34 protein-coding genes and 3 pseudogenes are annotated in these 26,480 nt (G+C 49.9%); 30 read left to right on the top strand and 7 right to left on the bottom strand.

All coding sequences use genetic code 11. The features are described 5' to 3' along the window. Nucleotides 1–2 precede the first annotated feature (2 nt). The 18 genes and pseudogenes from rplN (at nucleotide 3) to rplQ (ending at nucleotide 9,268) form a co-directional block, all read left to right on the top strand. Nucleotides 3–371 (top strand): 50S ribosomal protein L14, encoded by a 369-nt coding sequence (gene rplN, locus IPJ88_01470; GenBank protein ID QQR90443.1) that lies wholly within the window; start codon nucleotides 3–5, stop codon nucleotides 369–371. Next, nucleotides 371–688 carry a 50S ribosomal protein L24 gene (gene rplX, locus IPJ88_01465; GenBank protein ID QQR90442.1) on the top strand — a complete coding sequence of 106 codons (318 nt, stop codon included), beginning with the start codon at nucleotides 371–373 and terminating at the stop codon, nucleotides 686–688. Before rplN ends, rplX begins: the two co-directional genes overlap by 1 nt. 12 nt (nucleotides 689–700) lie before the next feature. Next, a complete protein-coding gene (rplE, locus tag IPJ88_01460) occupies nucleotides 701–1,252 on the top strand; it encodes a 50S ribosomal protein L5 (GenBank protein QQR90441.1) in 552 nt (183 codons plus the stop codon). Between the two features lie 9 nt (nucleotides 1,253–1,261). After that, nucleotides 1,262–1,447, top strand: coding sequence for a type Z 30S ribosomal protein S14 (locus IPJ88_01455; protein ID QQR90440.1), 186 nt, complete (start codon nucleotides 1,262–1,264; stop codon nucleotides 1,445–1,447). A gap of 13 nt (nucleotides 1,448–1,460) precedes the next feature. Next, nucleotides 1,461–1,853: a 30S ribosomal protein S8 gene (gene rpsH, locus IPJ88_01450; GenBank protein ID QQR90439.1), complete on the top strand. Its 393-nt coding sequence runs from the start codon at nucleotides 1,461–1,463 to the stop codon at nucleotides 1,851–1,853. Continuing rightward, nucleotides 1,853–2,455: a 50S ribosomal protein L6 gene (gene rplF, locus IPJ88_01445; protein QQR90438.1), complete on the top strand. Its 603-nt coding sequence runs from the start codon at nucleotides 1,853–1,855 to the stop codon at nucleotides 2,453–2,455. The genes rpsH and rplF overlap by 1 nt, the downstream gene beginning before the upstream one ends. A 3-nt stretch (nucleotides 2,456–2,458) precedes the next feature. Next, nucleotides 2,459–2,806, top strand: a complete 348-nt coding sequence (locus tag IPJ88_01440) for a 50S ribosomal protein L18 (GenBank protein ID QQR90437.1) — start codon at nucleotides 2,459–2,461, stop codon at nucleotides 2,804–2,806. A 9-nt stretch (nucleotides 2,807–2,815) separates the two neighbouring features. After that, nucleotides 2,816–3,325 (top strand): 30S ribosomal protein S5, encoded by a 510-nt coding sequence (gene rpsE, locus IPJ88_01435; GenBank protein ID QQR90436.1) that lies wholly within the window; start codon nucleotides 2,816–2,818, stop codon nucleotides 3,323–3,325. Further along, nucleotides 3,322–3,507, top strand: coding sequence for a 50S ribosomal protein L30 (gene rpmD, locus IPJ88_01430; protein QQR90435.1), 186 nt, complete (start codon nucleotides 3,322–3,324; stop codon nucleotides 3,505–3,507). The genes rpsE and rpmD overlap by 4 nt, the downstream gene beginning before the upstream one ends. Continuing rightward, entirely contained in the window at nucleotides 3,504–4,004 is a 501-nt protein-coding gene (rplO, locus tag IPJ88_01425) for a 50S ribosomal protein L15 (GenBank protein ID QQR90434.1), read from the top strand. The genes rpmD and rplO overlap by 4 nt, the downstream gene beginning before the upstream one ends. Before the next feature lie 24 nt (nucleotides 4,005–4,028). Next, a complete protein-coding gene (gene secY / locus IPJ88_01420; protein ID QQR90433.1) occupies nucleotides 4,029–5,345 on the top strand; it encodes a preprotein translocase subunit SecY in 1,317 nt (438 codons plus the stop codon). Then, on the top strand, nucleotides 5,342–5,995 hold the full coding sequence (locus tag IPJ88_01415) for an adenylate kinase (protein ID QQR90432.1): 654 nt from the start codon (nucleotides 5,342–5,344) through the stop codon (nucleotides 5,993–5,995). The genes secY and IPJ88_01415 overlap by 4 nt, the downstream gene beginning before the upstream one ends. 13 nt (nucleotides 5,996–6,008) lie before the next feature. Then, on the top strand, nucleotides 6,009–6,122 hold the full coding sequence (gene rpmJ / locus IPJ88_01410; protein ID QQR90431.1) for a 50S ribosomal protein L36: 114 nt from the start codon (nucleotides 6,009–6,011) through the stop codon (nucleotides 6,120–6,122). 12 nt (nucleotides 6,123–6,134) lie between these two features. Then, nucleotides 6,135–6,497, top strand: a complete 363-nt coding sequence (gene rpsM / locus IPJ88_01405) for a 30S ribosomal protein S13 (GenBank protein QQR90430.1) — start codon at nucleotides 6,135–6,137, stop codon at nucleotides 6,495–6,497. A 16-nt stretch (nucleotides 6,498–6,513) separates the two neighbouring features. Beyond that, nucleotides 6,514–6,906: a 30S ribosomal protein S11 gene (gene rpsK / locus IPJ88_01400; protein ID QQR90429.1), complete on the top strand. Its 393-nt coding sequence runs from the start codon at nucleotides 6,514–6,516 to the stop codon at nucleotides 6,904–6,906. Between the two features lie 8 nt (nucleotides 6,907–6,914). Continuing rightward, nucleotides 6,915–7,539, top strand: a pseudogene (gene rpsD, locus IPJ88_01395) (30S ribosomal protein S4). A gap of 22 nt (nucleotides 7,540–7,561) precedes the next feature. Beyond that, entirely contained in the window at nucleotides 7,562–8,584 is a 1,023-nt protein-coding gene (locus tag IPJ88_01390) for a DNA-directed RNA polymerase subunit alpha (protein QQR90428.1), read from the top strand. Between the two features lie 12 nt (nucleotides 8,585–8,596). Further along, a complete protein-coding gene (gene rplQ, locus IPJ88_01385; protein ID QQR90427.1) occupies nucleotides 8,597–9,268 on the top strand; it encodes a 50S ribosomal protein L17 in 672 nt (223 codons plus the stop codon). A 47-nt stretch (nucleotides 9,269–9,315) separates the two neighbouring features. Here rplQ and IPJ88_01380 read toward each other — a convergent pair whose 3' ends face one another. After that, a complete protein-coding gene (locus IPJ88_01380) occupies nucleotides 9,316–9,594 on the bottom strand; it encodes an acylphosphatase (protein QQR90426.1) in 279 nt (92 codons plus the stop codon). 149 nt (nucleotides 9,595–9,743) lie between these two features. Between IPJ88_01380 and rpmE the strand changes: the two are divergent. Together rpmE and prfA are read left to right on the top strand one after the other, a co-directional pair. Beyond that, nucleotides 9,744–9,954 (top strand): annotated as a pseudogene (gene rpmE, locus IPJ88_01375) (50S ribosomal protein L31). A 222-nt stretch (nucleotides 9,955–10,176) separates the two neighbouring features. Beyond that, nucleotides 10,177–11,188 (top strand): annotated as a pseudogene (gene prfA, locus IPJ88_01370) (peptide chain release factor 1). A 76-nt stretch (nucleotides 11,189–11,264) separates the two neighbouring features. On the opposite strand, the gene IPJ88_01365 reads toward prfA, so the two are convergent. Then, nucleotides 11,265–12,158 carry an FAD-binding oxidoreductase gene (locus tag IPJ88_01365; GenBank protein ID QQR90425.1) on the bottom strand — a complete coding sequence of 298 codons (894 nt, stop codon included), beginning with the start codon at nucleotides 12,156–12,158 and terminating at the stop codon, nucleotides 11,265–11,267. A gap of 3 nt (nucleotides 12,159–12,161) precedes the next feature. After that, nucleotides 12,162–13,697 (bottom strand): FAD-binding oxidoreductase, encoded by a 1,536-nt coding sequence (locus IPJ88_01360; GenBank protein ID QQR90424.1) that lies wholly within the window; start codon nucleotides 13,695–13,697, stop codon nucleotides 12,162–12,164. Nucleotides 13,698–13,974: 277 nt separating this feature from the next. On the opposite strand from IPJ88_01360, the gene ribA reads away from it, so the two are divergent. Continuing rightward, complete coding sequence (gene ribA, locus IPJ88_01355; GenBank protein ID QQR90423.1) at nucleotides 13,975–14,598, top strand: GTP cyclohydrolase II; 624 nt, start codon at nucleotides 13,975–13,977, stop codon at nucleotides 14,596–14,598. A 157-nt stretch (nucleotides 14,599–14,755) separates the two neighbouring features. Here the strand turns inward: ribA and IPJ88_01350 are convergent, their stop codons facing one another. Then, entirely contained in the window at nucleotides 14,756–15,328 is a 573-nt protein-coding gene (locus IPJ88_01350) for a GTP cyclohydrolase I (GenBank protein ID QQR90422.1), read from the bottom strand. 224 nt (nucleotides 15,329–15,552) lie between these two features. Here IPJ88_01350 and IPJ88_01345 point away from each other — a divergent pair, with 224 nt between their 5' ends. After that, entirely contained in the window at nucleotides 15,553–15,918 is a 366-nt protein-coding gene (locus IPJ88_01345; GenBank protein QQR90421.1) for a hypothetical protein, read from the top strand. A 16-nt stretch (nucleotides 15,919–15,934) separates the two neighbouring features. On the opposite strand, the gene IPJ88_01340 is transcribed toward IPJ88_01345, so the two are convergent. Then, nucleotides 15,935–16,561, bottom strand: coding sequence for a hypothetical protein (locus IPJ88_01340; GenBank protein ID QQR90420.1), 627 nt, complete (start codon nucleotides 16,559–16,561; stop codon nucleotides 15,935–15,937). Nucleotides 16,562–16,735: 174 nt separating this feature from the next. Here IPJ88_01340 and IPJ88_01335 point away from each other — a divergent pair, with 174 nt between their 5' ends. After that, on the top strand, nucleotides 16,736–17,473 hold the full coding sequence (locus tag IPJ88_01335) for a metallophosphoesterase family protein (protein QQR90419.1): 738 nt from the start codon (nucleotides 16,736–16,738) through the stop codon (nucleotides 17,471–17,473). A gap of 8 nt (nucleotides 17,474–17,481) precedes the next feature. Next, nucleotides 17,482–18,666, top strand: a complete 1,185-nt coding sequence (locus IPJ88_01330) for a metallophosphoesterase (protein ID QQR90418.1) — start codon at nucleotides 17,482–17,484, stop codon at nucleotides 18,664–18,666. Between the two features lie 27 nt (nucleotides 18,667–18,693). Here the strand turns inward: IPJ88_01330 and IPJ88_01325 are convergent, their stop codons facing one another. Next, nucleotides 18,694–18,978: a TMEM165/GDT1 family protein gene (locus tag IPJ88_01325; protein QQR90417.1), complete on the bottom strand. Its 285-nt coding sequence runs from the start codon at nucleotides 18,976–18,978 to the stop codon at nucleotides 18,694–18,696. A gap of 14 nt (nucleotides 18,979–18,992) precedes the next feature. Continuing rightward, nucleotides 18,993–20,237 (bottom strand): hypothetical protein, encoded by a 1,245-nt coding sequence (locus tag IPJ88_01320; protein ID QQR90416.1) that lies wholly within the window; start codon nucleotides 20,235–20,237, stop codon nucleotides 18,993–18,995. 156 nt (nucleotides 20,238–20,393) lie between these two features. On the opposite strand from IPJ88_01320, the gene IPJ88_01315 reads away from it, so the two are divergent. From IPJ88_01315 to IPJ88_01290, 6 genes are all read left to right on the top strand, one after another. Then, entirely contained in the window at nucleotides 20,394–20,753 is a 360-nt protein-coding gene (locus tag IPJ88_01315; GenBank protein QQR90415.1) for a hypothetical protein, read from the top strand. A 365-nt stretch (nucleotides 20,754–21,118) separates the two neighbouring features. After that, entirely contained in the window at nucleotides 21,119–21,487 is a 369-nt protein-coding gene (locus IPJ88_01310) for a hypothetical protein (GenBank protein ID QQR90414.1), read from the top strand. Nucleotides 21,488–21,534: 47 nt separating this feature from the next. Beyond that, nucleotides 21,535–21,699 (top strand): hypothetical protein, encoded by a 165-nt coding sequence (locus tag IPJ88_01305; GenBank protein QQR90413.1) that lies wholly within the window; start codon nucleotides 21,535–21,537, stop codon nucleotides 21,697–21,699. 10 nt (nucleotides 21,700–21,709) lie between these two features. Then, complete coding sequence (locus tag IPJ88_01300) at nucleotides 21,710–23,536, top strand: hypothetical protein (GenBank protein ID QQR90412.1); 1,827 nt, start codon at nucleotides 21,710–21,712, stop codon at nucleotides 23,534–23,536. A 45-nt stretch (nucleotides 23,537–23,581) separates the two neighbouring features. Beyond that, nucleotides 23,582–24,676: a hypothetical protein gene (locus tag IPJ88_01295; protein QQR90411.1), complete on the top strand. Its 1,095-nt coding sequence runs from the start codon at nucleotides 23,582–23,584 to the stop codon at nucleotides 24,674–24,676. After that, nucleotides 24,673–26,319, top strand: a complete 1,647-nt coding sequence (locus IPJ88_01290; protein QQR90410.1) for a hypothetical protein — start codon at nucleotides 24,673–24,675, stop codon at nucleotides 26,317–26,319. The genes IPJ88_01295 and IPJ88_01290 overlap by 4 nt, the downstream gene beginning before the upstream one ends. Nucleotides 26,320–26,480: the final 161 nt, after the last annotated feature.

Here is a 26,480-nt window from a genome sequence, read left to right as displayed (position 1 = left end):
GCATGATTCAGGTGCAAACAGAGCTTGATGTGGCTGACAACAGTGGCGCAAAATGTGTGGAATGTATCAAGGTACTAGGTGGATCTCGCCGTCGTTATGCCAGTTTAGGTGACGTCATCGTGGTTTCCATTAAAGAAGCACTACCAGCTTCCCGTGTAAAAAAGGGTGAAGTGGCTCGTGCAGTGGTGGTTCGTACCACCAAAGAGTGTGCGCGGCCTGATGGCACGTACATTAAGTTCGACGGCAACAGTGCTGTGCTGATCAACGCACAGAAAGAGCCGATCGGAACCCGTATCTTTGGACCGGTGGCTCGCGAGCTACGTAACCGTCGGTTTATGAAAATTATTTCTTTGGCTCCAGAGGTTGTGTGATGGCTGCTCGCATCAAGAAAAATGATTTAGTGGAAGTGATTGCAGGCCGCAACAAGGGTGACCGTGGTCGAGTGCTGCGAATATTCAAAGACACCGATCGGGTGATTGTCGAAAACGTCAATCGCGTCAAACGTCATCAGAGCCCTCAGCGTTTTAAGGAAGCCGGCATCGTTGAAAAGGAAGCCCCTATTCATATTTCCAACGTTATGCCTGTGGATCCAAAGACGGATAAAGCAACGCGTGTTCGGTACACGATGTCCAAAGACCAAACAAAAAATCGCACAGCCGCTCGCAGCGGAAGTAGCTTGGAAAGCTAAACGGAGTTCGTGATGCAGCAGAATGTCCCTCGATTATTAAAGAAATATAAAGAAACGGTAATTCCTGCTCTGATGAGCGAGCTTGGATTGAAAAATCCAATGGAAGTACCCAAGCTTGAACGCATTGTGTTGAACATGGGGCTTGGACGCGCTGTTGTGAGTCCTAAGCTTATTGAACAATCCACAGTGGAGCTTGCTGCCATCACTGGCCAAAAGCCGGTTGTCACGCGTGCCAAAAAGTCCATAGCGAGTTTTAAACTGCGCGAAGGCCAAGCCATTGGTGCCATGGTCACTCTTCGACAGAGTCGTAAATGGGAGTTTTTGGAGCGTTTGATTTCCTTGGCTCTGCCCCGTGTTCGCGACTTTAAAGGCGTTAGTCCTAAGGCCTTCGATGGTCGAGGTAACTACACTCTGGGAATCCGTGAGCAGATTGTGTTTCCAGAAATCGATTTTGACAAAGTCGATCAGACCACAGGTCTGAACATTACTTTTGTTACTAATGCACAAACCGATGAGCATGGCCGCGCGTTGTTGCGCCATCTCGGAATGCCTTTCCGGAACTAGGAGATCGTTATGGCTAGCGCACAAGCTTTTGCAAAACTCGTAAGAAAACAGAAATTCGCCGTTCGGCACCGCAACCGTTGCAAGTGTTGTGGTCGTCCGCGCGGTTTTTATCGTAAATTTCAACTTTGTCGCATTTGTTTGCGCAAACTCGCGCTCGCTGGGGATGTTCCTGGCGTGACGAAATCAAGCTGGTAGAGGAATAAACGCTATGATGACCGACCCACTCGCTGACATGTTAGCCCGTATTCGTAACGCGATTCTTGCGCGTCATGAACACACACTAGTTCCAGCGTCGAAGCTCAAAGAAAAAGTCGCGCAAATCCTCAAAGCCGAGGGTTACATCGAAGACTACAAAATCGAACAGAACCGTTTTCCCGTGATTCAGATTCAGCTTAAGTATGGAGCAGAACGGCAATCAGCTATTGCAGGTCTAAAGCGTGCGAGTAGGCCTGGCCGCCGTTTTTACGTAGGCCATGAAGACATTCCTGAGGTTCATAACGGTATGGGCCTTGCTATCCTATCAACGTCCAAAGGTGTGCTTAGCGACCATGATGCGCGCAAAGAGCGCGTGGGCGGTGAAGTACTTTGTGAGGTATGGTGATGCCTGCGACTGAAGATAAAATAAATGAGATCAAACACTCTCGTCTTGGCAAACGTCCAGTGGAAGTTCCTCAAGGCGTTGATGTGAAGATTGATAATGGCTTCGTGCACGTCAAGGGCCCAAAAGGAGAGACCACCAATTCGATTTCTCCTTTGGTGGAAATTACCAAAGACGATGGCAAGCTTTCAATCGTGCCTAAGGTTGGTGGTCCACGAGGCGCTCAGTTTCAGGGCCTTACACGTTCGATTTTGTTGAACATGATCGAGGGCGTTCACAAAGGTTACGAAAAATCCTTGGATTTGTATGGCGTTGGATACCGCGCTGAACTAAAGGGCTCTCAGCTGACTATTGCTGCTGGTCTTTCGCATACCGTGACTTTGAATCTTCCTGAAGAAATCAAAGCTAAAGTGGAAGTTGTTGATGAAGGTGGACAGAAGCGTCCTCGCTTGATTCTTAGTTCACATCGAAAAGACTTGTTGGGCCAAGTTGCGGCTCATATTCGTTCGCTCCGGCCACCTGAGCCTTACAAAGGCAAGGGCATTCGGTACACCGGCGAGCGGATTCGTGAGAAAGCTGGCAAGGCCGGCGGGAAAGGGAAATAAGTCATGGCGCAGAGTGTTACAGGTCGTGAGCGACGTAAGCGTCGTATTCGTAAGAAAATATTTGGTGATGCGGCGCGCCCCCGTCTAAGCGTTTTCCGAAGCGCGAAGCATATTTACGCACAGGTTGTCGATGATCTTGCGGGCAATACCTTGGCTTATGCATCTTCTACTGTGTCAAAGGACATTCAAGGTGTGAAGACGGAACAAGCGAAGGCTGTTGGAAAGAGCATTGCCGAAGCTTGCAAGAGCAAGGGAATTGAACAAGTGGTCTTTGACCGCAATGGATACATCTATCACGGACGAATCCGTGCACTAGCCGATGCTGCTCGCGAAGCAGGGCTCAAATTTTAGGAGAGATTGATGTCGAATTTTATTGATCCAAATACTCTAGAAGATTTGCAAGAACGTGTTGTTCACATCAATCGTGTTGCGAAGGTTGTCAAAGGCGGTCGCCGCTTTAGTTTCAGCGCTCTTATCGTGGTTGGCGACGGCAAAGGTCATGTTGGTGTAGGTCTAGGCAAGGCGAACGAAGTGCCCGATGCGATTCGCAAAGGTAACGACAAAGCTCGTAAATCGTTGTTCAAGATTCCGTTGGTTGGTGGCACGATTCCGCATCGCGTCGTGGGTCACTACGGTGCTGGTAACATTTTGCTTCGTCCGGCCAGTCCGGGTACTGGCGTTATCGCCGGTGGCGCAGTGCGCGCTGTGGTTGAAGCAGCTGGCATTCGTGATGTGCTCTCCAAGATCCTAGGAACAACAAATCCTAACAATGTTGTGCATGCAACGATCACCGCACTCAAAGAGCTTGAGTCGGTTGAACAGATTGCTTCCCGCCGCGATAAATCTGTAGAGGAGGTTGTGGCATTATGAGTGGCAAACTAAAATTAACCCAGATTCGAAGCGGTATCGGACGTCCTCAGAATCAACGTGCGGTGCTTCGTGGCTTAGGACTTCGAGGTCCACATAGTTCAGTTGAGGTGGAAAACACACCAAGCTTTCGCGGCATGGTGAAAAAGGTTCTCCATTTGGTGAAAGTGCAGGAACAACAATGACAACGACTGAAAACCAAGTGCCCATTCTTTCCAGGCTTCGTCCGCCTGCAGGCGCAGTGCGAAATAAAAAGCGCAAGGGCCGTGGAGCAGGTTCTGGTTTGGGGAAAACCGCGGGTAAAGGTCAAAAGGGCCAAAAAGCACGTCATCCAGGAGACTTCGGTAAGTTGCACTTTGAAGGTGGTCAGACACCGATGCAACGTCGATTGCCAAAAATGGGTTTCAAGCCTTTAAACTCAAAAGAGTATGCGATTGTGAATCTATTGAGTTTGGAAGCTTTTGATGCTGGATCGACAGTGGATCGCGCAAGCTTGAAAGATGCGGGTCTTATCCGTCGGACTCCTGCCCCTATCAAGATCTTGGGTGGTGGAGAGCTCAGCAAAGCGCTTACGGTTAAAGCAGAAGCTTTTAGTAAGTCAGCCAAAGAAAAAATCGAAAAAGCGGGCGGTCAAGCTATCGTAATCGAAGCCGCTGCAAAAAAAACCAACCGGAGTGAATAACTCCCGAGCCGATAAGGGTCTTTGATGAGCAGCTTTGCGAACATTGCCAAAATCCCTGAGCTGAGACGCAGGATTCTATTCACTGTCGGCATGCTTGCCGTCTACCGTGTTGGCGTATTCGTTACGACTCCAGGTGTGGATCGTAACGTGATGCGAGACATCATGCAGCAGCAGTCGGGCTCCTTTTTGGGCATGTTCAATATGTTTACCGGTGGTGCGCTCGAGCAACTCTCGATTTTCGCACTCGGTATTATGCCCTATGTTACGGCCAGTATCATTTTACAGCTCATGACGGTGGTTGTTAAGCCGCTCGATGAGCTGCGCAAAGAGGGTGAGGCTGGGCGCCGAAAGATCAATCAGTATACGCGCTACGGAACGGTCATTATCAGCATCATCCAAAGCACCGGTATTTCAATTTACCTGCAACAACTCACCAGTCCAAACGGCGCAAACGTGGTGCGTGACCCAGGTCCATTTTTTATCTTCCTCACTATCGTGTCACTCACGACTGGTACCGCTTTTATTATGTGGCTTGGTGAGCAGATCACCGAGCGTGGTATTGGCAATGGTATCTCGTTGATCATTTTTGCGGGCATCGTGGCTGGATTGCCGCGTGCTGCACTGGCAACCTTTGACCAAGTCAAGCAAGACAACATCAAGCCTGTGCCTCTGCTTTTGATATCACTAATCATGATGGTAGTGATTCTTACCATTGTGTATTTCGAGCGCGCACAGCGCCGCGTACCGGTGCATTACGCTAAGCGGGTCATCGGCAAAAAAATGTACGGTGGGCAGACCTCACATCTGCCTTTGCGCGTCAATGCTTCAGGTGTGATTCCGCCTATTTTCGCTTCATCGTTGCTCATGTTTCCAAACACATTGGCCAACCTCAAGATCCCTGGCATGCAAGAGCTAAGCAGCTGGCTTGTCCCCGGCGATTGGCGTTACATGGTAGTTTACATGTCCATGATCGTCTTTTTCTGCTTTTTCTATACAGCAGTGACCTTTCAACCTGTTGAGGTGGCGGACAATCTCAAGAAGCAGAACGCGTTTATTCCTGGAGTGCGGCCCGGAAAGCAGACAGCGGACTTTATTGATCGTGTCATGACGCGCATTACTTTTGGTGGTGCTTTTTACGTAGCGACTGTGTGTGCTGTGCCAGATCTTCTGCGTAGTTGGTTTCACGTGCCCTTTTATTTCGGCGGAACCTCCATCATGATCGTTGTGGGTGTGGCCTTAGACACGGTCCAGCAAATCGAATCTCATCTTATTACAAGACACTATGAGGGTTTGACCGGCTCCAGCGGTCCACGCATCCGCGGCAGAAAGGCCATGGCGTGAGCCTCGATCTGGTACTTTTTGGTCCTCCGGGTGCAGGAAAAGGCACTCAGGCCAAACGCTTGGTGGAGCTTCGGGGTATTCCGCAGTTCTCTACCGGCGATGTTATGCGAAAAGAACGTGATTCTGGCTCGGAGCTGGGAAAGCGTTTCGCCGAATACATGGGTGCAGGAAGGCTTGTGCCGGACGAGCTCGTGCTGGAACTCGTCGCCAAGCGGCTTACTGAGGACGATGCTAAAAACGGTGTAATTTTCGATGGTTACCCGCGAACCGTCGCTCAAGCTGAGGCGTTGGACGTCCTGCTAGCCCGGATTAATCGAAAAATAGACCAAGTTATAGCCATTGATGTTCCCCTGGAAAGCTTGGTGGAACGCGCTGTTGGAAGAAGAGTGTGCCAGACCTGTGGACACATCTTTCATTTGCGCTATAATCCGCCGCCTTCGCCCGAGGACTGCTCTCGTGGCGTTTGTAAGCTGATTCAGCGGAAGGACGACACAGAAGAAGTCGTTCGGAAGCGCTATGAGGAGTACCAAGAGAAAACTGAACCTGTTTTGAGGCACTACGAGACACAAAATGTAGTGACTCATATCGAAGGTGAAGGCTCTTTGGACGATGTGACGGGACGAATAACAAGCGTGATTAACGCAGCTTGATGTAGGGGAAGCCATGAAAGTAAGGCCAAGCGTCAAAAAAATCTGTGAAAAATGTAAAATCATCCGTCGCAAGGGCGTCGTGCGTGTTATATGCACCAACCCTCGTCACAAACAACGGCAAGGATAAGGTAGAAGAACCATGGCTCGTATAGCAGGCGTAGACATTCCAGGTCGCAAGCATATTACCATTGCATTGCGTTACATTTACGGAATCGGCCCAAACATTTCGAAACAAATTTGTCAGGAAGCAAACATTCCTGAAAATAAAATTGCCGACGATCTTGATGAAAACGAAATGAAGCGCATTCGTGAGATCATCGATGGAAAATTTAAAGTAGAAGGTGATCTTCGACGCGAAATATCCATGCACATTAAACGTTTAATGGACTTGGGTTGCTATCGTGGTTTGCGTCACCGACGTGGACTTCCTGTTCGCGGACAACGAACTCACACGAACGCTCGTACTCGAAAAGGACCGCGTAAGGGCGTCCTTAGAAAGTAGAAGTTAGGAAAGCATTATGGCAAAGCCAACAGCAAGCAAAACAAAGCGCAAAGTTAAAAAGAACGTTCCCACTGGGATAGCGCACATTCAGTGTACCTTTAACAACACCTTGGTCACTGTCACCGATCCACGCGGCAACGTTGTGTCGTGGTCAAGTTCAGGCGCTAGAAACTTTAAAGGCTCTCGAAAGAGTACGCCCTTTGCTGCTCAACTTGCTGCTGAAGATGCTGCACGTAAAGCACAAGATCATGGCATGCGAGCACTTGCTGTGTTTATCAAAGGTCCAGGTTCTGGCCGAGAGCAAGCGCTCCGTGCTTTTCAAAACGTTGGAATGAAAGTCACACTGATCCGGGATATTACTCCCATTCCACACAACGGGTGCCGTCCACCGAAGCGACGAAGGGTTTAGGAGTCGAAATGGCTAGGTATATTGGTCCAGTTTGCAAGCAGTGTCGTCGTGAGAACATGAAACTCTTCCTAAAGGGAGAGCGTTGTTACACGGATAAATGTTCCTTTGATCGCCGTCCTTATCCTTCAGGTCAGCACGGTCAACGGCGCTCTAAAGTTACAGAATACGGCTTACGTCTTCGTGAGAAGCAAAAGGTGCGCCGTATGTATGGCGTGCTCGAAAAGCAGTTCCGCAAATATTTCCAGATGGCAGACCGTGTTAAAGGCGTTACGGGTGAACAGCTACTTAACCTGCTTGAACGACGTTTAGACAACGTGTGTTTCCGTCTTGGTTTTGCGGCAACTCGCGCGGAGTCACGTCACCTTGTTCGGCACAAGCATGTGACCGTCAACGGTAAGTCAGTCAATATTCCATCTTTTCTCGTTAAGCCTGGCGATACCATTGCGATTCGAGAAAAGAGCAAGCAGATGGTCCGCATTCAAAGTGCGATAGACAATGCGGAGCGCCATGGTATGCCCGAGTGGCTTGAAATCGATAAGGCCAATTTCTCAGGCACTATCAAGACCCTTCCAAGCAGAAGTGAATACCCTCCCGATTCAGGAACAGCTGATCGTTGAGTTCTACTCCCGATAGTATCCAGCAAGGAAAGAAACACATGAGCACGATTGTTAGTCGAAACTGGAGAGATCTTATTAAGCCACGCAGCATTCCTGTGGACAGCGAGTCAGTGACCGCTACCTATGGAAAGTTTGTCTGTGAGCCGCTTGAGCGCGGTTTTGGCATTACCCTTGGAAACTCGTTGCGCCGGGTGCTGTTGTCTTCATTGCAAGGTGCAGCCATCAGCAAAGTGAGGATCGATGGTGCTTTGCACGAGTTTACCTCGGTGCCTGACGTCGTCGAAGATGTCACGGATATTGTGCTTCGACTCAAGCAAGTTGTTGTTCGTGCCCATACTGCTAAGACACACACTGTCTACCTTGACAAAGAAGGACCGTGCGAGATTAAAGCCGGCGACATTCAAGTCACCGATCAGGTTGAAGTGCTCAATCCCGATCATGTGATTTGCAACGTAGCCAAGGGCGGTCGTTTTAAAGCAGAGCTCATTGTAAACGTAGGCCGTGGTTATGTGCCTTCGGATCGAAACAAAGATCCCGAGGATCCCCTTGGCACGGTTGCCATTGACGCGCTCTTTTCACCGATTCGCAAAGTCAACTACACGGTAACCAATGCGCGTGTTGGGCAGATCACCGACTACGATAAGCTTACGCTGGAAGTGTGGACCGATGGCTCTGTTACTCCACAAGATGCCGTGGCCTATGCTGCCAAAATACTTAAAGAGCAGCTTACTATCTTCATTAACTTTGAAGAGACAGAAGAGCCTGAGCTTTTTGAAAAGCAAGAAGAAGAGCCGCTCAACGAGAATCTTTTCCGTAGTGTTGAAGAACTAGAGCTTTCGGTGCGTTCGGCAAACTGTCTGCAGAATGCAAACATCAACTTCATCGGTGAACTCGTTCAACGTACCGAAGCTGACATGCTCAAGACCAAAAACTTTGGTCGTAAGTCTTTGAAAGAGATTCGCGAGATTCTCTCACGCATGGGCCTATCCTTAGGTATGCGTATTGATAACTGGTCAGAAATGTTGGAACGCTGGAAACAGCAGCAAGCTCAGAAAAACTAGGTAAAGGTCGCCATGCGTCACCAAAAAGCGGGAAGAAAATTCGGAAGAAATACCAGCCATCGTCGTGCCATGTTTCGTAACTTGGTGGGTAACTTGGTGTTGCATGAACGCATTGAGACTACGGATGCCAAGGCGAAAGAGCTTCGGCGTATCGCTGAGCGCTTGGTCTCTCAAGCATTGCGTTTAGGCGACAATCTTATTGTGGATGTTGGCAAGCTCAAGACTCCAGAGGAGCGCGAGGGTGTCATGGCTTCTCGCTTGAATGCTCAGCGTCAAGTTGCACGCTTTTTGCCAAAAGCTATGGCAAAGACCAAATCTGACGGTGATATTGAAGATGTGGATCTTGTCTACAAGCTTTTCCACGACATCGCGCCACGGTATTTGGATCGCGTGAAGGCGGGAAAAGGCGGTGGTTACACCCGCATCATCAAAGGCAAACTTCGTCGTGGCGATAACGCACCGATGTCTTACATTGAGTTTGTGTCGGGCGGGAAGGCTGCTGCAGCACCCAAGCCAAAAAAGAGCGCTGTAGGCAAATCGACTGAAGTAGCAGCAGAGGCAAAAGAAGCTGCGCCCAAAAAAGCGAAAGCAACCACGGCCAAAGCAAGCGAGAAAAGCGCTGCGAAAGAAGCTGCCCCTAAAAAGGAATCAAAGAAAGCAAAAGCGGACTCAACCAAGAAGTAGTTGACCGTTGCTTTCGTTTTGCGGGTTCTTTGAATTCGCTGCCGCCCTTAAGGGACGATTCGAAAATCGGGAAACTCTCCGGTGAAACCGCGCCATTTTGTTTCGATAGCATCGACTCTGGAGGTTGTGGGCCCCTCTTGTGCCCAGGCTAGGAATTCCTTGACGCAACCTTCTTCGCCCTCCACTAGGGCCTCTAGGCTGCCGTCTGGGCGGTTTTTAACCCATCCTGTCAGTCCAAGCTGTTTTGCTTCACGGCGTGCGCTTGCACGAAAGAAAACCCCTTGAACACGTCCGCGAACCACTAATTGTAACCGTTTTTGAGCCATATCAATTGCAGACGATCTTACACGACTCACCCTGCTTGCCAAGCTATATACTCATCTGAGCCCTGTGCCTTTTCCGTTGAGCAGCAATACGATGTTCTACTTGCCAAGGCCTCGGGAGTAAGGTAAATGCACTTCTTTGGAGTTAGGTCATGAAAACTGGAATACACCCAGAATATAACGAAGCTACGGTTACCTGTGCCTGCGGTGAAAGCTACCAAACACGTTCCACTCGTGGTTCGTTCAGCGTTGACATTTGCGCAGCTTGTCATCCCTTTTTTTACTGGAAAGCAAAAGATGGTTGATACCGCCGGCCGTGTGGAACGTTTCAAGCGCAGATACGGCGTAAAGAAACAAGCCTAGGGTTAATAACAACTTGTCGAGCAAAAAAGTAGATTTCCACGCCCACCGAGACGCGGCTTATCTGCTCGGAACTCCTCCTCCTATGCCGATGTGTAATCGTCGTTGTTGCTGTGGGGGCTCTCGCTCCTAGACCGTCCCGGAAATCTTCATGCTAGATATGCTTTGTTTTTGTGAACAGGACCCTAAGGATGAAAATTTTGTAGCGTTGCCCAAGGCTGACGAATGCTTCCTTTAGATAAACTTGAGGACCTGTGTGTTCGGCACGCCCGGCTTGAGCAGCTCCTTTGTGATCCAGATGTGCTTTCTGATTCGAAGCGTTTCATGGACCTGAATAAGGAGCGTGCTGAACTCAGCGAAGTGGTTAGCTCGTATTCGGAATACAAAAAAGTTCAGGCGCAGCTTAACGAAGATCGCGAAGCTTTGAATGATCCCGAATAGGGAAATGGTTCAGGAAGAAATTCCCGAACTTGAAGGCAAGCTAGAAGAACTAGAAAAACAGATTCAGTTTCTGCTTATTCCATCCGACCCCAATGATGCCAGAAACACCATCCTGGAGATACGTAGCGGCACGGGAGGCGAAGAGGCAGCTCTATTTGCAGCGGACCTATTTCGTATGTACGGTCGATACGCGGAGTCAAAAAAATGGAAAGTGGAAGTGATGTCCATCAGTCCGGCGGCTGCGGGTGGTTTGAAAGAAGTTATTGCCCTTATTAGCGGCGACAGTGTTTATTCCAACTTGCGCTACGAGGGCGGCGTTCATCGTGTGCAACGGGTTCCGGCCACTGAGACCCAAGGACGTGTCCATACTTCAACAGCGACAGTTGCTGTTTTGCCCGAAGCCGAAGAAGTCGACGTGCAAGTGAACGATGCCGATCTTGAGATGAGCATTGCGGCTTCGGGTGGACCGGGCGGACAGGGCGTCAACACAACCAATTCCGCTGTGCAGCTTTTGCACAAACCAACGGGAATCATCGTTAAATGCCAGGATGAGCGTTCTCAGATCAAGAACAAAGCTAAGGCCATGAAAGTGTTGCGTTCCCGTTTGCTCAAGATTGAACAGCAGGCGCAAGCAGATGCGATTTCTGCAGAACGTCGCGACATGGTGGGATCCGGTGAACGTTCAGAAAAAATTCGTACGTACAACTACCCGCAAAACCGAGTGACCGACCACCGTTTGGGTCTCACATTGCACAAACTCGATTTGATTGTTGAAGGACATATCGAAGAAAATTAGACCGCTCTGAAAACTTACCATCAAGCAGAGCTCCTCAAAGCTCAACAAAACGCTGATTAGGGAATGTCTTGAATCACTATCCGAGGATACCCTTGGGATCGGCATGTTTAAGAATCTCGGATAAGTAAGGCGCATCAACGGTATTTTGCCGAGCTGGAGCAATAACCGAAGAGCCAATAGCCGAGGCCTTTCCATTAAACTGTTTGATAACTTCGCTTAAAATTGCCTTGTTCGCATGGCAAAATGGTCCATCTTCATCAAGATAAACGACAAGCTTTGATCCGGGGCCAGAAGCGTCAACGAGAAAATAGCTGCCCCGTAGACCCGAGGCTCTAAGCCATGCTTTTGCCTGACCGGCATCGCTACGTGTCTCAAACACGAAATCCTTGCGTATTAAGTTTTGGTAAAAGCGAATTGCAAAGGTAGCTTCCGTGACGACGGCGTACTTGCTGCGTGTTCCAACAAATAATGGCCAAAGTTCTGGACCCATGGCTTTACGTGGGGCCGGCCGACAACGCATTTTACTGCCGTCGCTTCGCACAGCAACAAGTCCCAAAAGACAGGCCGAAAGAGGCTCGACCTCGCTTGTCTCCGCACCGATAAGGCCTGTTGCAATCCATTCGCTCACACTCAGATTCAGTTGCATCGGAGCAGCACGTCTCATAAACCCCGCGGTCTTAAGATGCCTATCTAAGTTCCGTAGTGACATCCCACCGTGAACCGTTACAATATGATCGAGTTCGTTGATAGCGATGTGCGTGTTCATTTGAGCAAGCGACAGCACGAAACAACTTCGCGGATCGCGTCGACTTCCTGGAGCACATGCGCGAAGATTATAAGCGTCAGCGAGCTCCAAGATGCGACAAACTTGTTCTGTGCTATTTGGAAGCAAGGTTGTGCCTTCGGAGAGTGACCGGGTTTTTGTGATGCCTTCGGTTTCAATGCTTTGATAGAAAGTTTGCTGCGACATAGCTCAATCTTTCGGGACAAGCGCTCCAGGATTAAGAATGCCTTGTGGGTCGAACACTCGCTTAAGCTGGCGTAAGGTCCTGAAGTTGTTTGCTGAATCTTTTCCCAGTGCTTCTAATTTCGCACGGCCGATGCCATGATGATGAGAAACGCTGCCGCCTTGTCTAAGCACTTCGTCTAAAGCGCTTTTCCAGGCATTGTCATAGATGGATAAAGCATCCTTGTTTCTTCCTGGGTGCCTCGCAAAAGTAAAATAGATCGACGCTCCGGAAGGATAAGCATGACTAAAATGAGCCATCACAAATGCGTGTTTACTGAGAGCTCGACGTACTGCATAGTAAGATTCCGTTAGCTGACTCCAACCTACCGCAATTTCCATTGTATCAACGAAGGCACCCGCGCTCATGACAGGTGACTGTCTAAAACTAACAGCGTGGCGATGGTCAAACCAATGTTTTGCTGGGCGCTCACCGAGAAAATCTCCCCCATGCTCATGAGCGAGCCCAAGAAAATGTCGAAATTCGCTTTCCGCCATCGCTTCGTTGTCTTCCCAAACAAGAATCAGCAGGGGTCGGAAGAGGGCCAAGCTCTCAATTATACTCCTGCTCATCCCTAGAAGTTTAGGGTAGCGTAGCAAATGCCCATAGAGCAGTTGATGGCGGGGGCTGAGAATTCCGGAGCGAGTTTCCTGGAATACTTTTGCTTCAGCTTCTTCTGGATGCTCCAAGTGGCGCTTGGCAAACGCACTGTCGAGAGGATCATAGAGACGACAGACCGCAGGGCGAAGTCCGGCCTGAAAAGCTCTTCGAATGGTTTCAGTGCCATCTTCAATGGTCTCAAAGTCAAAAGCTGCAAAACGTCGGTGTTCTGGCGCAGGATTAATGCGTAACGAAGCTTCGCCGAACACACAAAGAGTTCCCTCGTTGCCGATGAGCAATGGTCCAAGAGTTGCGCTACTTGTGTTGTGCTGTACGTTGATGTTCCGTCCGATGCCATCGATGGCTTGAAAGCCCAAAACCATATCTTCGATTTTACCGTATCGTCCGGAGCATTGCCCTGCAGAACGCGTGGCAAGCCAACCGCCTACTGTTGAGCAACTGATTGACGACGGAAAATGACCTAAGGTAAAACCCTTTGCACTAAGCTGATTTTCAAGTTCTTGTCCGTAGCATCCAGCTTCCACCTCGACCTGAAGGGCGCTCTTATTGATTGTTTTCACAGCGCGCATCCGTTTGAGGTCAAGCACGATGCTTTCTTTTGTTGGACGAATGCCGCCACATACACCACTGCCGCCACCATAGGGAACAACGGGTATGGAATATCGCGCAGCGAAGCGGAGCAAATGACTTAAGTCATCGAGAGTTTGAGGCCAAACAATGAGGCACGGCTTTTCTAATGCTTCATGTTTTAAGAAATTTCTCGGCCAGAGATCGGCCGAATAGGTGCTACGATCCATCTCACTTTTTGAGACCACCAAGGTGTCCGAAAGTGCCAAAATGTCCCGTTCCAGACTGTCGATTGAGGCTCCAGCAGCTAGCACATCGATAGAGTTAGCACGAAGTTAGGAATTTCGTAATTGTCCTTAGCCCTCTTCTCGTCAAAATTTAGTGGAGCGTTTTTGATAAAAATCACCCAACATTCACTCTTAAAAACATTGATTGGCGGATATTCTTAGCCTTTTTGTCCTAGTAAGCTTCCGTGTATCACCCGCGGCAAATCATCGAGTGCTCGATGACGTTGGTCGGGGCCTAAGCGGGTCGAATTACATGCCTTGACGAAAGCTGTTTCGTGCTTACATTACCCGCCCAGAGCATGCCATGACCATTGCACAACGAAAACAGTCCGCGGAAGAAGCTCTTGTTCAACGATATGCTTCGGCCGAGATGCCAACCGAATACGGAATGCTGCGCGTGGTTGTCTATCAAGAACGGGACAGTTTAAAGGAGCACTGTGCCATCGTTTCTGGCGACATTGATAAACAAGACGATGTACTGCTACGAGTGCACAGTGAATGCCTTACAGGCGAAGTGCTTCATTCCTTGAAATGCGACTGCCGTGAACAGCTTGATATGGCGCTTTCTCTCATAGCCAAGTCAAAGAAGGGTGCAGTCCTTTATCTTAGGCAAGAAGGCCGCGGTATTGGCCTTTGCAACAAGATTCGGGCTTACGCTTTGCAAGAGCAGGGCCACGACACGGTGGATGCAAATCGTATGCTTGGTTTCGATGACGACATGCGAAGCTACGAGGTTGCCAGTGCGATGCTTGCGGATTTAGGCGTGAAGTCCATTGCGCTGTTGACAAACAATCCAGACAAAGTCACGGCCTTGCGGAAAGATGGAGTTCGTATTTCAAAGCGCGTGCCGATGAGCGTTGAGCCAAACGATCACAACCGCGGTTATTTGGAAACAAAGCGTAAACGCATGGGTCATCTAATCGACTAGAGCTTGCTTGCAAAGAGACCCAAGGTCCCCATACTCAGACAGTCCTCGCTTCGCTGCGGAACTGCGCGTGGGGACCCCGTGGGTCTCTTTGCTTCAAGATAGCCGAGCTAAAAGCATTCGCAGAACATTCTGTAAAGCGGAGCTAGTGGCAAGGGTGTTAGTGGGATTTGATGGTGTTCCAAAAGGTTTGCAGGAGTAAAGAGTCGTCTTTTTTCTCGCCAGCAACATGCACAATGGTGGAGCGGCTTGATTCCGCTCGTGCTCCTCGAGCGGTAAGACACAGCGCCTCTGCATCAATGACGCAAGCGGCCCATGGGCTGTTGAGTTCTTCAACGATTGATTCGCTGCAGCGTTTGGCGAGTTCTTCCTGCAAGATCAAACGACGTGAAAAGCATTGAAGCAATCGTGCCAAGGCTCCTAGCCCTATTACTCGACCGGCCGGTTTGTATGCGATGTGTGCAAAGCCCGGATTCGGAAGAAGGTGATGAGGGCAGATCGGAAAAATGCGTACGTTTTTCAGAACCACCAATGCATCGCTGTTTGATGCCGTGGCGTCGCGAAGTATGGCCGTGGGATCCTGCCGGTAGCCGCTTAGCAGTTCCTCGTAAAAGGCCTGCGCCACGCGAGCGCCGGTTTCGGCAAGTTCGGGATCCTCGCCAACCGGGGCGCCAATCTGCTGTAAAAAGCTACGAATCGAATTTGCGGCGTCTTTAAGGGGAAATTGCTTCATCAGCAGCATACTGGTGCGCCGCTCTTCTCGAGTCAACCTTGTAAAGCCCCCGGTTTCCTCACGTGTGACAAAGCGCACTCTATCCTGAAAACTTTACTAAAAACGTCAAAGCGCACGCAACCGCTCAATATCCCGGTCGATAAGAATTTTAAAACAAACAAGGAATAAGAAGGAATCGACTGTCTGCTTGCATATTTCACACTGAGCACGCTAAATTAAACAAAATGAGTACGCCGATTAAACCACCTGGGACAGGCTCCGTCCAAAACGGGGCTCCCACTGAAAATGAAGGTCCCGAAGCCTCATCCGGGGCACGTGAGAAGTTTTCTCAGGCTGTGGAACAAGCACAAAAAGCCGATGCGCCGACAGAAGGACAGGGCATAGACGTGGTAACTCAGGTGGCAGAACAACTTCAGACAGGAAGCATTGACGCACCGTCGGCCGTGCAACGTTTGGTAGAGCATGCGGTGCTCAGCAACGGAGGCGCCATGCTTTCTGAAACCCAACAAGCAGAGCTCAAGGCATGGATTGAAGCATCCTTAGAAGATGATCCTACTTTACAAGCGCTACTTAACGACTTGAAGTCGTAGTTTCCAAATCGAAACGCTAGTTTTCCTTCGATTGTATTTTTGATTGTCTAGCAATTTCTGCGTCATAGGCTTCATGCTGAAACACTTGGTTTTGCTTGCCCTCTGCCGCGGCCTTTGCCATTAAAATGCTTTCAATATGCTGCAATGTATCGAAACGCACGCTGAGCCTGAAATAGTCGTCTTCGCTAATTTCTGTGCTGCGCTTCAGCGATTCGGTAACAACTTCCTGATCCTCGGAAAGTAGCTCGAAATGCGAGTGCCATCCGGGTGCGTGTTCACGGAGCATCGTTTCAAGTGCTGTCCCGATTGGATTAAAATGCAAAAAACAATGCTCGAATTCAAAACGATAATTTGAAAAATCTTGTTCAGGACAGAACCAACGCCCCTGCTTAAGTTCTCGTTGTACGACAGTCCCAAAATAAGCGCCCGCTGCTGGAGCAATGAGGCTCACAACTTCTTCATAGGCTTTTGAGTCGCTATTTTTAGCAACTGCTGCGGTGTGCTCACGCAGATAGTGGTCAACAATAGGTAGGGTCTCGGAGGTGAAATCCAGTTCGAGATCGAGCGCGCGCTTGACGAAGCTGACACAGCTTCCCGCTAATTCGTCGATCAGATTTGATGCAGTTTTTGTGCTATTTTCCACGGCGACAAGATAGCACAAAGAAGCCATGTTGGCTCGGCTATAGGATGCTTCTTGATGCCTGCTGTGGGAGGCTGTATTGAAAAAATGCCCTCTTTTCTCACTTCTATTGGACAGTTGAGGGCAAGGGTCGTATACCTATCGATCAGTTAAAACGTTTAATTTTCTGCATCGTTTATGAAACTCGGAATATTCAGTGATGTTCATGCCAACATCGAGGCGCTTTCGGCCGTTATGGGGGCATACGCAACGGAAAAGATTGATCGCTATTTCTGTCTAGGTGACATTGTCGGCTATGGCGCCAGTCCCAATGAGTGCTGCAACATCGTGCGCGAGATGGCTGAAGTTACCATTGTTGGCAACCACGATGCAGCGGTAGCTGGCCGCATGGACTATTCCTATTACTATGATGCAGCAAGGCACGCTCTTGATAAGCACGCTGATCAGCTCAGCGATATCAACATGGAGTGGCTCAAATCACTACCGTACAAGCATGAGCTAGATGCATACGGAGTCCATCTGTGTCACGGCTCACCGCTACGGCTTGAGGAGTTCGATTATATCTTTGCTCCGGAGCAAGCTGCAGAGTGCTTGGCCATTTGGGATGAGCTTGGCGACATTACGCTGATCGGCCATTCCCACTTATGCAAAGTGTTTGCTCTGAAACCCGGCGAAGTGCGTGAGCTTCCAGCCGAGGGCTTTAGTCTGGAAGAAGGCTACAAATACATTGTCAGTGTAGGCTCGGTGGGTCAGCCACGCGATCATGACAATCGAGCGGCCTACACAGTTTACGATACAGAAGAAAAACATTTCTCATTTAAAAGAGTGGAATACGATATCGAGGCCGCAGCAGAAAAAGTATTCGCGGGAGACCTTGAACACAACTTCGGTCATCGTCTGTTCATTGGTGTCTGATCTTCCTTATGTCCGTCTGGCGCTGGTTAGTTTTTTTAGTCGTTGTGTCGCTGCTTTCCGGCGGCCTGCATTTCTTTCTGTGGGCACGTCTGGTTCGCGATCCCAAATGGCCTATCGCCTGGACGATTGCTTTGACGGTATTGATTTTTATCGGTGCACTTAGCTTTCCGCTGACACCCGCACTTGTGCGCGTATTACCCAAAACATTAGGGTCATCCTTGGCATGGTTTTCCTACACTTGGACTGGCTTGTTGTTTATTTGGTTTGTTATTTTGCTTTTCAATGAAGGCCTGCGTCCTTTAGTCGCTTTGTTGCTTAACAAGATTAGTGAAACAGCTTTCGATGCATCACGCAGAGCCATGCTCTCACGGGGTCTTGCAGGCTTTGCAGGTCTGCTTGGACTGGGTCTTGGAGGGGTGGCGCTATGGGAAGGCACAAAGCCAGTACGCATTAAGAAAGTACCCATCTCGCTTTCTCGGCTTTCTGCTGACATGCATGGTTTTCGCATTGTTCAGCTCACCGATATTCACGTTGGCCCGACCATTGGTCTGTCGTTCATTGAAGAGATTGTCGACAAGAGCAATCGTCTGCAACCGGATCTTGTGGCCATCACGGGTGATCTTGTCGATGGTTCGGTTGAAGAACTCGGCCCCATCGTGGCACGACTATCTGCCCTGCGGGCAAAGCATGGTGTGTATTTTGTTACCGGTAATCATGAGTACTATTCTGGTGCAAGCGCATGGGTACGTTTTTTAGAAACACAAGGCATCCGAGTGTTGCGTAACGAGCGGGTGCGCATTGAACATCAAGGCGCCAAGCTTGATATAGCCGGCATCGATGATTTCTCGGCAGGGCAATTTACCGACGGGCACAAACCGGATTTAAAAAACGCAATGCATGAACGAGACCCTGAAGTTCCGGTGGTTTTGCTTGCTCACCAACCTCGCGCCGTGCATGAAGCAGCCGAGCTTGATGTTGATTTGCAGCTCTCAGGACACACCCATGGCGGGCAGATGATTCCTTTTAATTATCTGGTGCACTTGCAGCAGCCCTACGTTTCTGGTTTGCACAAGCACGGACCCACGCAGATTTATGTAAGCTCCGGCACTGGCTATTGGGGACCACCCATGCGTCTAGGTATCCCAGCCGAAATAACCGAGATCGAACTGCGCTCAATGTCGCGCATGACGTAGATAGAAACGATCTTTTTGATCTGAGCGCTAGCTTTTTGTAGAGGCACTACCGAACAAGAAAACGGCGCCTAAGACTAGGAACAGCACACCAGCAGCACGTTTCAAAGCAAGTGGCGAAACAAAACGACTGATTGTCTCACCTCCAAGCACAGCAATTGCGGAGGTTGAAATCAGAGCCAAGGCCGAAGCAGCAAAAACCGTCCAGCGTGATGTGCTGCCCGAGGCAAAGGAGAGCGTAGCCAATTGGGTTTTATCGCCAATCTCGGCGATAAAAATTGCGACAAACGTTGAGACAAAGAGTTTGAGATCCATGTGCTAGTTCCTCTCTACGAACAGTCAATCCAATGCGAAAAGTTTCCCGCCAAAGGCAAGCCATCGGCAATGTAATCAAGAGGGGGCTTTTGCATGAGGCCAATTTTACAAATCCGCGGACATAAGGGCGCAGGAAGGTGCTGGGCAATGCTCTTCAGGCTCTCTGATTCGGTAGCAACGCCCAGTGTTTTTAGATGCGTGCCCAGTGGAATTAGAGCGTTGATCACAACTTTAATATCTTTGCAGTCATGAACGGATAGGTTTCGGTACCCTGGCGATAGACGCAAACGATGATCCGGTTCAATAGCGACTGCGCCTGCCTCGTTTTCAAAAAGATGGGAGCGCGCTGCAGCCACTGCTCGCCATTGCTGCTCGGCAATTCGTACTGCTTTTGGCAGCGAACCTTTGGGTAGGTGCTGATTCACTTTCGGTAAAGCCTCTTCGGCAAGCAATTCTCCAAAATGCTTTGCGCTTAGATATGCACCGTCTTGAATCCAGAGCGAATAAGGCGACATGCATCCGCGCTGATCGTAAGCCGTAAGATCCAAAGCAACATCCATGGCAAGCCTGTGGGCAGAGCTCTCATCGCAGAGACTTGAGGCATCGATATAAGCCGCTCCGATACCATGCCCATGCGCCAGCAAACGTGTTTGCGGAGGAAGTGTTTGCGAAATGCTTTGAATCGTTTGATCGCTTCCAAACACCGAAAGCACTTCGACGTGTTCCAAAGCCTTTGCATCAAAAGAAAACTGCTCACGTGGCCAATCCAGCACAGCAAGGCCTTGCCCGAGCTCCGGGGCGACTTCATCGAGGCATTCATTGATATGTTGCGCAAAGACTGCATCAGAAGAAGGTGCTTTTACTAAAGTCGGGCTGCCTTGCAGTAAGGGCTCGAGGATAGCGCGCCAACTGCCCACAAAAAGATTTGAAGCCAGGACCACAACGCTCAACCCTGCTGCTTTGCGGACCATGTCATTTCGCGGTGTCTCGGTTAGACGCTCCTGGAGCCTACTCAACTCGCTTTGACTGCTCAGCCCGAGGCTCTGCTCGAGACCAAAGTTAACCATCTGTGGACTTAAGCCAGTGCTTGCGGGAAGTCTTGCGCGCAGAGAAGCCCCGATAGGATCGTTGGGATCAAAGAGCCTCTTAGCCACGATTGCCAATGCCTGGGCAATGTCTTTTGGCGCAGACGCTCGCAAAACAGGTCCTGAGTTGACAAGTATAGCAATAATTTTATCAAATTCAGACAATTGTGGCATTAAAACTAGTAGAAAATTGCCAAATATGGCAATGGCAGGTAGGGGCCGAATGACCCCAGCAAGAACATCTGTTGTCCTATCATGCCTTTTGCTTTCCCGAAATCAGGCATCTTTTTCTCTTTCGTTTTGGCATTGTTTTTGCCTATGTAAAAGGCCATGCGCTCGATAGGGGTACTACTTTTGCTCGTACTTGGGGCCTGCCAGGATGACCCAGTGGGCACGCAGTTTCAGGTGTTTAACAATACCGGAGCTGTGATCGCGTTTGATGGTTTAGGAAGTTTGCAGGCCGTGGGGCAAAGTTTTGCCTATGAGCGCCCTTGTGACGTTGCCGAATGTGGCTACCCACAAAGCGAATGTCCAACTGTGCCCTATGCATCAACCGATGCCGCGATTAATGACGGCGAGAGCATCACCTTCGATTGGGATGGCAACAAGTGGGAGTTTGCTGATCAGGCCACTTGCGCTCTACCTGCGCAACCGAACGGTCTTATCGAGTGGGTTTTGAGTTCACTGTAGACGGCAAACCATACAAAGCCACTGTTCCCTTTGCCTACGGCAACAAGTTCATCACGCTTCATTTAGAACCCATGGATCTTCAGTAAAGCAAAAGAAGCACATGTGGGCGTGTTGCTACATCTATAAGACCTAACGCGGAAATAGTAGATTCTGCAGCTGGAAAACACCTTGGCGCGTTTTGTAGCGCGTTTCGTGCTCCATGGATGGGTAATAGAGTCCCCACCATATCGTTTTGAAAACTCTACCATTTTTGAGAAGACCATAGTGGTATAGCGGTGTTGTACATTAAATACGGACCTCTCGTTCAAAACATACTGAAAACTCAGCACATTTTCGCTGGCCTGCTTTTTGCTTGGCTACAAGGCATGATATATCGGACTCTTCTTATTTATATTGGGATTGTTACGTTCTTTGCGCTGAACGCCTGCCAACCCGGAGGGGAAACAGGGCTTGGGGAAGCACAAGGCGCCAATACGTTTTCAGAGCCGTATGCATGGAGTGAGGATTGTCCGGCAGGTACGTTGCTCTCGCACGAAGGTAAATGCGTTGCGCAGCATGAGTGCGCAGGCTATGCGCCGGTGGCCGATACCGAGGACGAGGAGCTCTTTGGTTCAGAAACTGTACCGGCTCCTCCTTCCAATATGGGCAGTTTACAAGAGCGCTACTTTGATGAACTTATTGGGGACAATGATTACATTAATCACCCAATGGCGGCTACACCAAGCGCAGCCTAGTAAGCGAAGTTCGTTACCGGGCGCAGCAAGAGCGAAATGCGATTGCGATGCGCATCCAAGATGTGCAAAGCGCGGTAGATTTGGTTGAAGAGTTTGCAGCGATAGCTTCCATAAAGAAACAAGCTCGTGCCTTCAATGATTTGGTGCACGGCTACATGCAAGAGCAAAGCAGTTTTAAAGGAGACTTTTTCTTGGAGCCCGCAGCTGCGTGACTGCTCGGAGTTGTTCACCGAGCTCTTTGATGCGACTTCAAACAAAAGCTTTACCCCGGCTCATCTCGATCCCACTCAAGGGCGAGACCCGATCAATACTAAAACCGATGCATGCTTGGCGATGTATTACAACCTTATCGAAGGTCTTGAAGAAGTAGCCGGTAGCGACTCGCAGTACTACCCGATTGCATCGCTGAAAAACACGTTTAATGCCTTGGCTACGACAGTGCTTCCTTCGGGTCTTTCAGCGTTTGAGCAGGGGAGTCAAGCGTGCGCTATGCGTGCGCGTTTGGTGGAGTTTCCCTTTGCTGTGGAGGGCTACGTGACGCATGCGCTTAGTCTGACGGAAATGCTGGCCGAGTCGTATCCTTTGCTTGAACTTGCAGGGCTTGAAGAGGCTGCGCTGAGTACTTATAACACCCTTCAGAACACGTCGATCGAGCCAACGCTTGGAAGTTCTCAATTTACGACCTTGCTCATTCCAGGCACGCTGCCGCACTTTGTTTCTGCTGTGAATCAAGCTCTTGCGCAGAGTGCACACTATGACACGAGCTTGGCTCAGAAGCTTGAAGCAGGTCAGGTTGGAATCGAAGAGCTTGTGCCTTTGGCCTTGCTCAATGAAACCCTCCTTGAGCAGCATCCCGACTTGGGGCCCTATCATCGTTACATGCTTGCTCAGCTTTCGCAAAACGACAAGGTGCATACCTGGTCTACGCTGGGCTGTCTTGTGGCCTCGGTAGTGGGCTTGGCCAGCGGCGGTCCATTGCTTCCGGCGGCAGCGTCAATGGTTTGCTTTGGTGATGCGATTTTCTTTGCGGCTCAGGTTTCAGAAACCGCGGAGCTTGCGCGCTGGGCACGAACCTTCCGGTATTTTGGGACCTCCGAAGGTCTTGAATCACAAAGCCGCATTCAAGCACTTCAGAAACGCTTTGCGATTGAATCAACTCTTGCTGCTATCAACCTTGGTCTTGGCGCGCTCGATGTGATCCTTTCGGTCAAACATGCGCTTTCTACTTATCGTCAAGCTCGGGCCATCGACTGGGCCCTGCCCGATGGCACCCTCGCTCGCTCTGGTTTTCCGGCGGCGGGTGTAGATGAGGTTTTTGAACCATTGAGCTTTTCAAGTATCGATGAACTTGCAACTCGTTTGCACGCTGCAGGCATTCCCGTCGACGAATGGGGTACTGGAAGCGCAAAGAGTATCGACTCGTTCTGGAAAGAGCTTGAAGAAGGCACCTCTCGTTTGGTTCAAACATCGGACGGAAAGCTCCTTCGTGAGACGCAACTCGCAGCAGTTTTCTATCACTATTCCGACGGCGCTCAGGATTATATTCTTCGCGAAACCATGCAAGTCTTTCTTAATGCTGATGCGGGCTTCGGTCCTGAGGAGGCAACAGCGTTTGCTCTGCAGCATGCGGAAACATTTCAATATGATTCGGCAGGCATGTTTACCAGCGACAGTTCTGGCGCATTTGCCTTTGATGCGAAGGGGCGCGTGAGCTTTAATGATGGATCTGTACGAGCCCGGGTGCGCAACTTTCCATGGTCTGCCTCGGAGAAGGTTGAGCTTGGTGCGGGCGAAGGGCATATCGCCGCCGCTCGTCGCATCGCCACCGAAGAATTAAAAATTCAAAGTCCACCTCTGTCAAATCCTCAGCAGGTCATTGAATTTGTTTCTGGCCGGAGCTTTCCCGGGCTCGACACAAGGCAAGTGCGCTTTGAGTTTAGTGGCATGATGCCCGAGGCCGATTGGGCACCTAATTTTATTGAGGTCCAAAACTACGGTTCCGATCCGAAAATTACAGTTTGGCAATGGATACCCATTTCGTCTCCCTGAACCCTTCAAGATCGAGAGACAATAAAAATTCGCTCTTTAATAACAATGACTCTAAACCGATTGCAGGCAGCTATTTTTACTGTGTTTGCTTTGGCCCTGTTGAGCTGCCAACCCGGAGGGGAAACAGGGCTTGGGGAAGCACAAGGCGCCAATACGTTTTCAGAGCCGTATGCATGGAGTGAGGATTGTCCGGCAGGTACGTTGCTCTCGCACGAAGGTAAATGCGTTGCGCAGCATGAGTGCGCAGGCTATGCGCCGGTGGCCGATACCGAGGACGAGGAGCTCTTTGGTTCAGAAACTGTACCGGCTCCTCCTTCCAATATGGGCAGTTTACAAGAGCGCTACTTTGATGAACTTATTGGGGACAATGATTACATTAATACACCCAATGGCGGCTACACCAAGCGCAGCCTAGTAAGCGAAGTTCGTTACCGGGCGCAGCAAGAGCGAAATGCGATTGCGATGCGCATCCAAGATGTGCAAAGCGCGGTAGATTTGGTTGAAGAGTTTGCAGCGATAGCTTCCATAAAGAAACAAGCTCGTGCCTTCAATGATTTGGTGCACGGCTACATGCAAGAGCAAAGCAGTTTTAAGGAGACTTTTTCTTGGAGCCCGCAGCTGCGTGACTGCTCGGAGTTGTTCACCGAGCTCTTTGATGCGACTTCAAACAAAAGCTTTACCCCGGCTCATCTCGATCCCACTCAAGGGCGAGACCCGATCAATACTAAAACCGATGCATGCTTGGCGATGTATTACAACCTTATCGAAGGTCTTGAAGAAGTAGCCGGTAGCGACTCGCAGTACTACCCGATTGCATCGCTGAAAAACACGTTTAATGCCTTGGCTACGACAGTGCTTCCTTCGGGTCTTTCAGCGTTTGAGCAGGGGAGTCAAGCGTGCGCTATGCGTGCGCGTTTGGTGGAGTTTCCCTTTGCTGTGGAGGGCTACGTGACGCATGCGCTTAGTCTGACGGAAATGCTGGCCGAGTCGTATCCCTTGCTTGAACTTGCAGGGCTTGAAGAGGCTGCGCTGAGTACTTATAACACCCTTCAGAACACGTCGATCGAGCCAACGCTTGGAAGTTCTCAATTACGACCTTGCTCATTCCAGGCACGCTGCCGCACTTTGTTTCTGCTGTGAATCAAGCTCTTGCGCAGAGTGCACACTATGACACGAGCTTGGCTCAGAAGCTTGAAGCAGGTCAGGTTGGAATCGAAGAGCTTGTGCCTTTGGCCTTGCTCAATGAAACCCTCCTTGAGCAGCATCCCGACTTGGGGCCCTATCATCGTTACATGCTTGCTCAGCTTTCGCAAAACGACAAGGTGCATACCTGGTCTACGCTGGGCTGTCTTGTGGCCTCGGTAGTGGGCTTGGCCAGCGGCGGTCCATTGCTTCCGGCGGCAGCGTCAATGGTTTGCTTTGGTGATGCGATTTTCTTTGCGGCTCAGGTTTCAGAAACCGCGGAGCTTGCGCGCTGGGCACGAACCTTCCGGTATTTTGGGACCTCCGAAGGTCTTGAATCACAAAGCCGCATTCAAGCACTTCAGAAACGCTTTGCGATTGAATCAACTCTTGCTGCTATCAACCTTGGTCTTGGCGCGCTCGATGTGATCCTTTCGGTCAAACATGCGCTTTCTACTTATCGTCAAGCTCGGGCCATCGACTGGGCCCTGCCCGATGGTACCCTCGCTCGCTCTGGTTTTCCGGCGGCGGGTGGAGTGCAAGATATTGCAACACAAATTACCATGGCATCACACCGGTTTGTTGTTTTGAATGACTCGATCAGGGAACTATGGACAGTTTTACCCTTGGAAAACTTCGATGAGAGTGTCCGCGTATTTTTGTCGCTAGACGAAAGCACGCGTCGCCTATTGTTGGGCTCTCTTCACAATGACGAACTTACTGTTCGCTCATTTATTTTGAATATGCAAAGCACTTGGGAACACGTAAGAAAAAGTGGCATTGCCTACGCTGCACATCCCACCCAGGTGATGCAGCATATTCTCGATACCGTTGAGGCCCCGTACGATTTGCGTCGCGCGGCGATCTTGGCGCAGGGGCATGATGTGATTGAGGAAACGGTTAGCTTGTTTCGAAAACAAAGCTCACTCAACACACCTTGGCTTGAGATTCTCCGCGAGGCTCAGCGCACGGCAAGCACTCCTCTAAGTGACTTAGAACTCAGTTCGATTCTATATGGAGAAATTAATCGCATCATGGGTGCCGACAAGGCAATTGGCGATGGTGTTGTGACTTTGATGGAGCCCCTTGTTGATTACGACAGCGTTGTTGTGGTGTTGCAAGCTGACAGATACGTTGCGGAGTATACGGTGTTTGGGCATCTGCTACGCACACAGGGGGATCTCGATATTTGGCTTGTCGAGCTCGCAGATCGACTCGATTATCTCTATGATTTGGACTACATTTTTACGAAAAGCCCTGATGCCGCATACCAGGGTATGGTCGAAACGTTTGCAAAGACCATCTGGACCGCCAAGTACATGTTGAACGCAGAACAAACTGCGGACGGCCTTTTTTCAACCCTTCGACTGTCCAATGATTTGGTTATCGCTCAACCCTTGGTTGATCGCCTCTACCAAACCCTTGAGTTTACCGTTCATAACGATCTTCGAATTGCCAACGTTCTTGACATGCTAGGTAGTGACATTCCAAGGTTTGAACAAGCGATAGCTGATCGTGTGCGAGATTTTGAACGCGCTGCTATCCACCAAGATTTCCTTGATGGCTTTGTTGGACAGTTTTGGAATGAAATACGCAACTAGCGTTCGCTTAAGAAAATCCTGAGTCACCGAGGCGCCGGGCTTAGCTCTAATGCCAAGGCGCCATGATGCAGGACTATCCCTTGATAATTCAAGGAATGGCAACACAGGTAGCAGAGCAAAGAACAAGCCGAACGGCTCAGGATTTTCTTAAACGAACACTA

This window comes from Myxococcales bacterium, assembly GCA_016699535.1.
Lineage (GTDB): Bacteria > Myxococcota_A > Polyangia > Polyangiales.
Note: the sequence above shows the minus strand (reverse complement) of the source record. Positions and strands in the feature narration are given on the sequence as shown.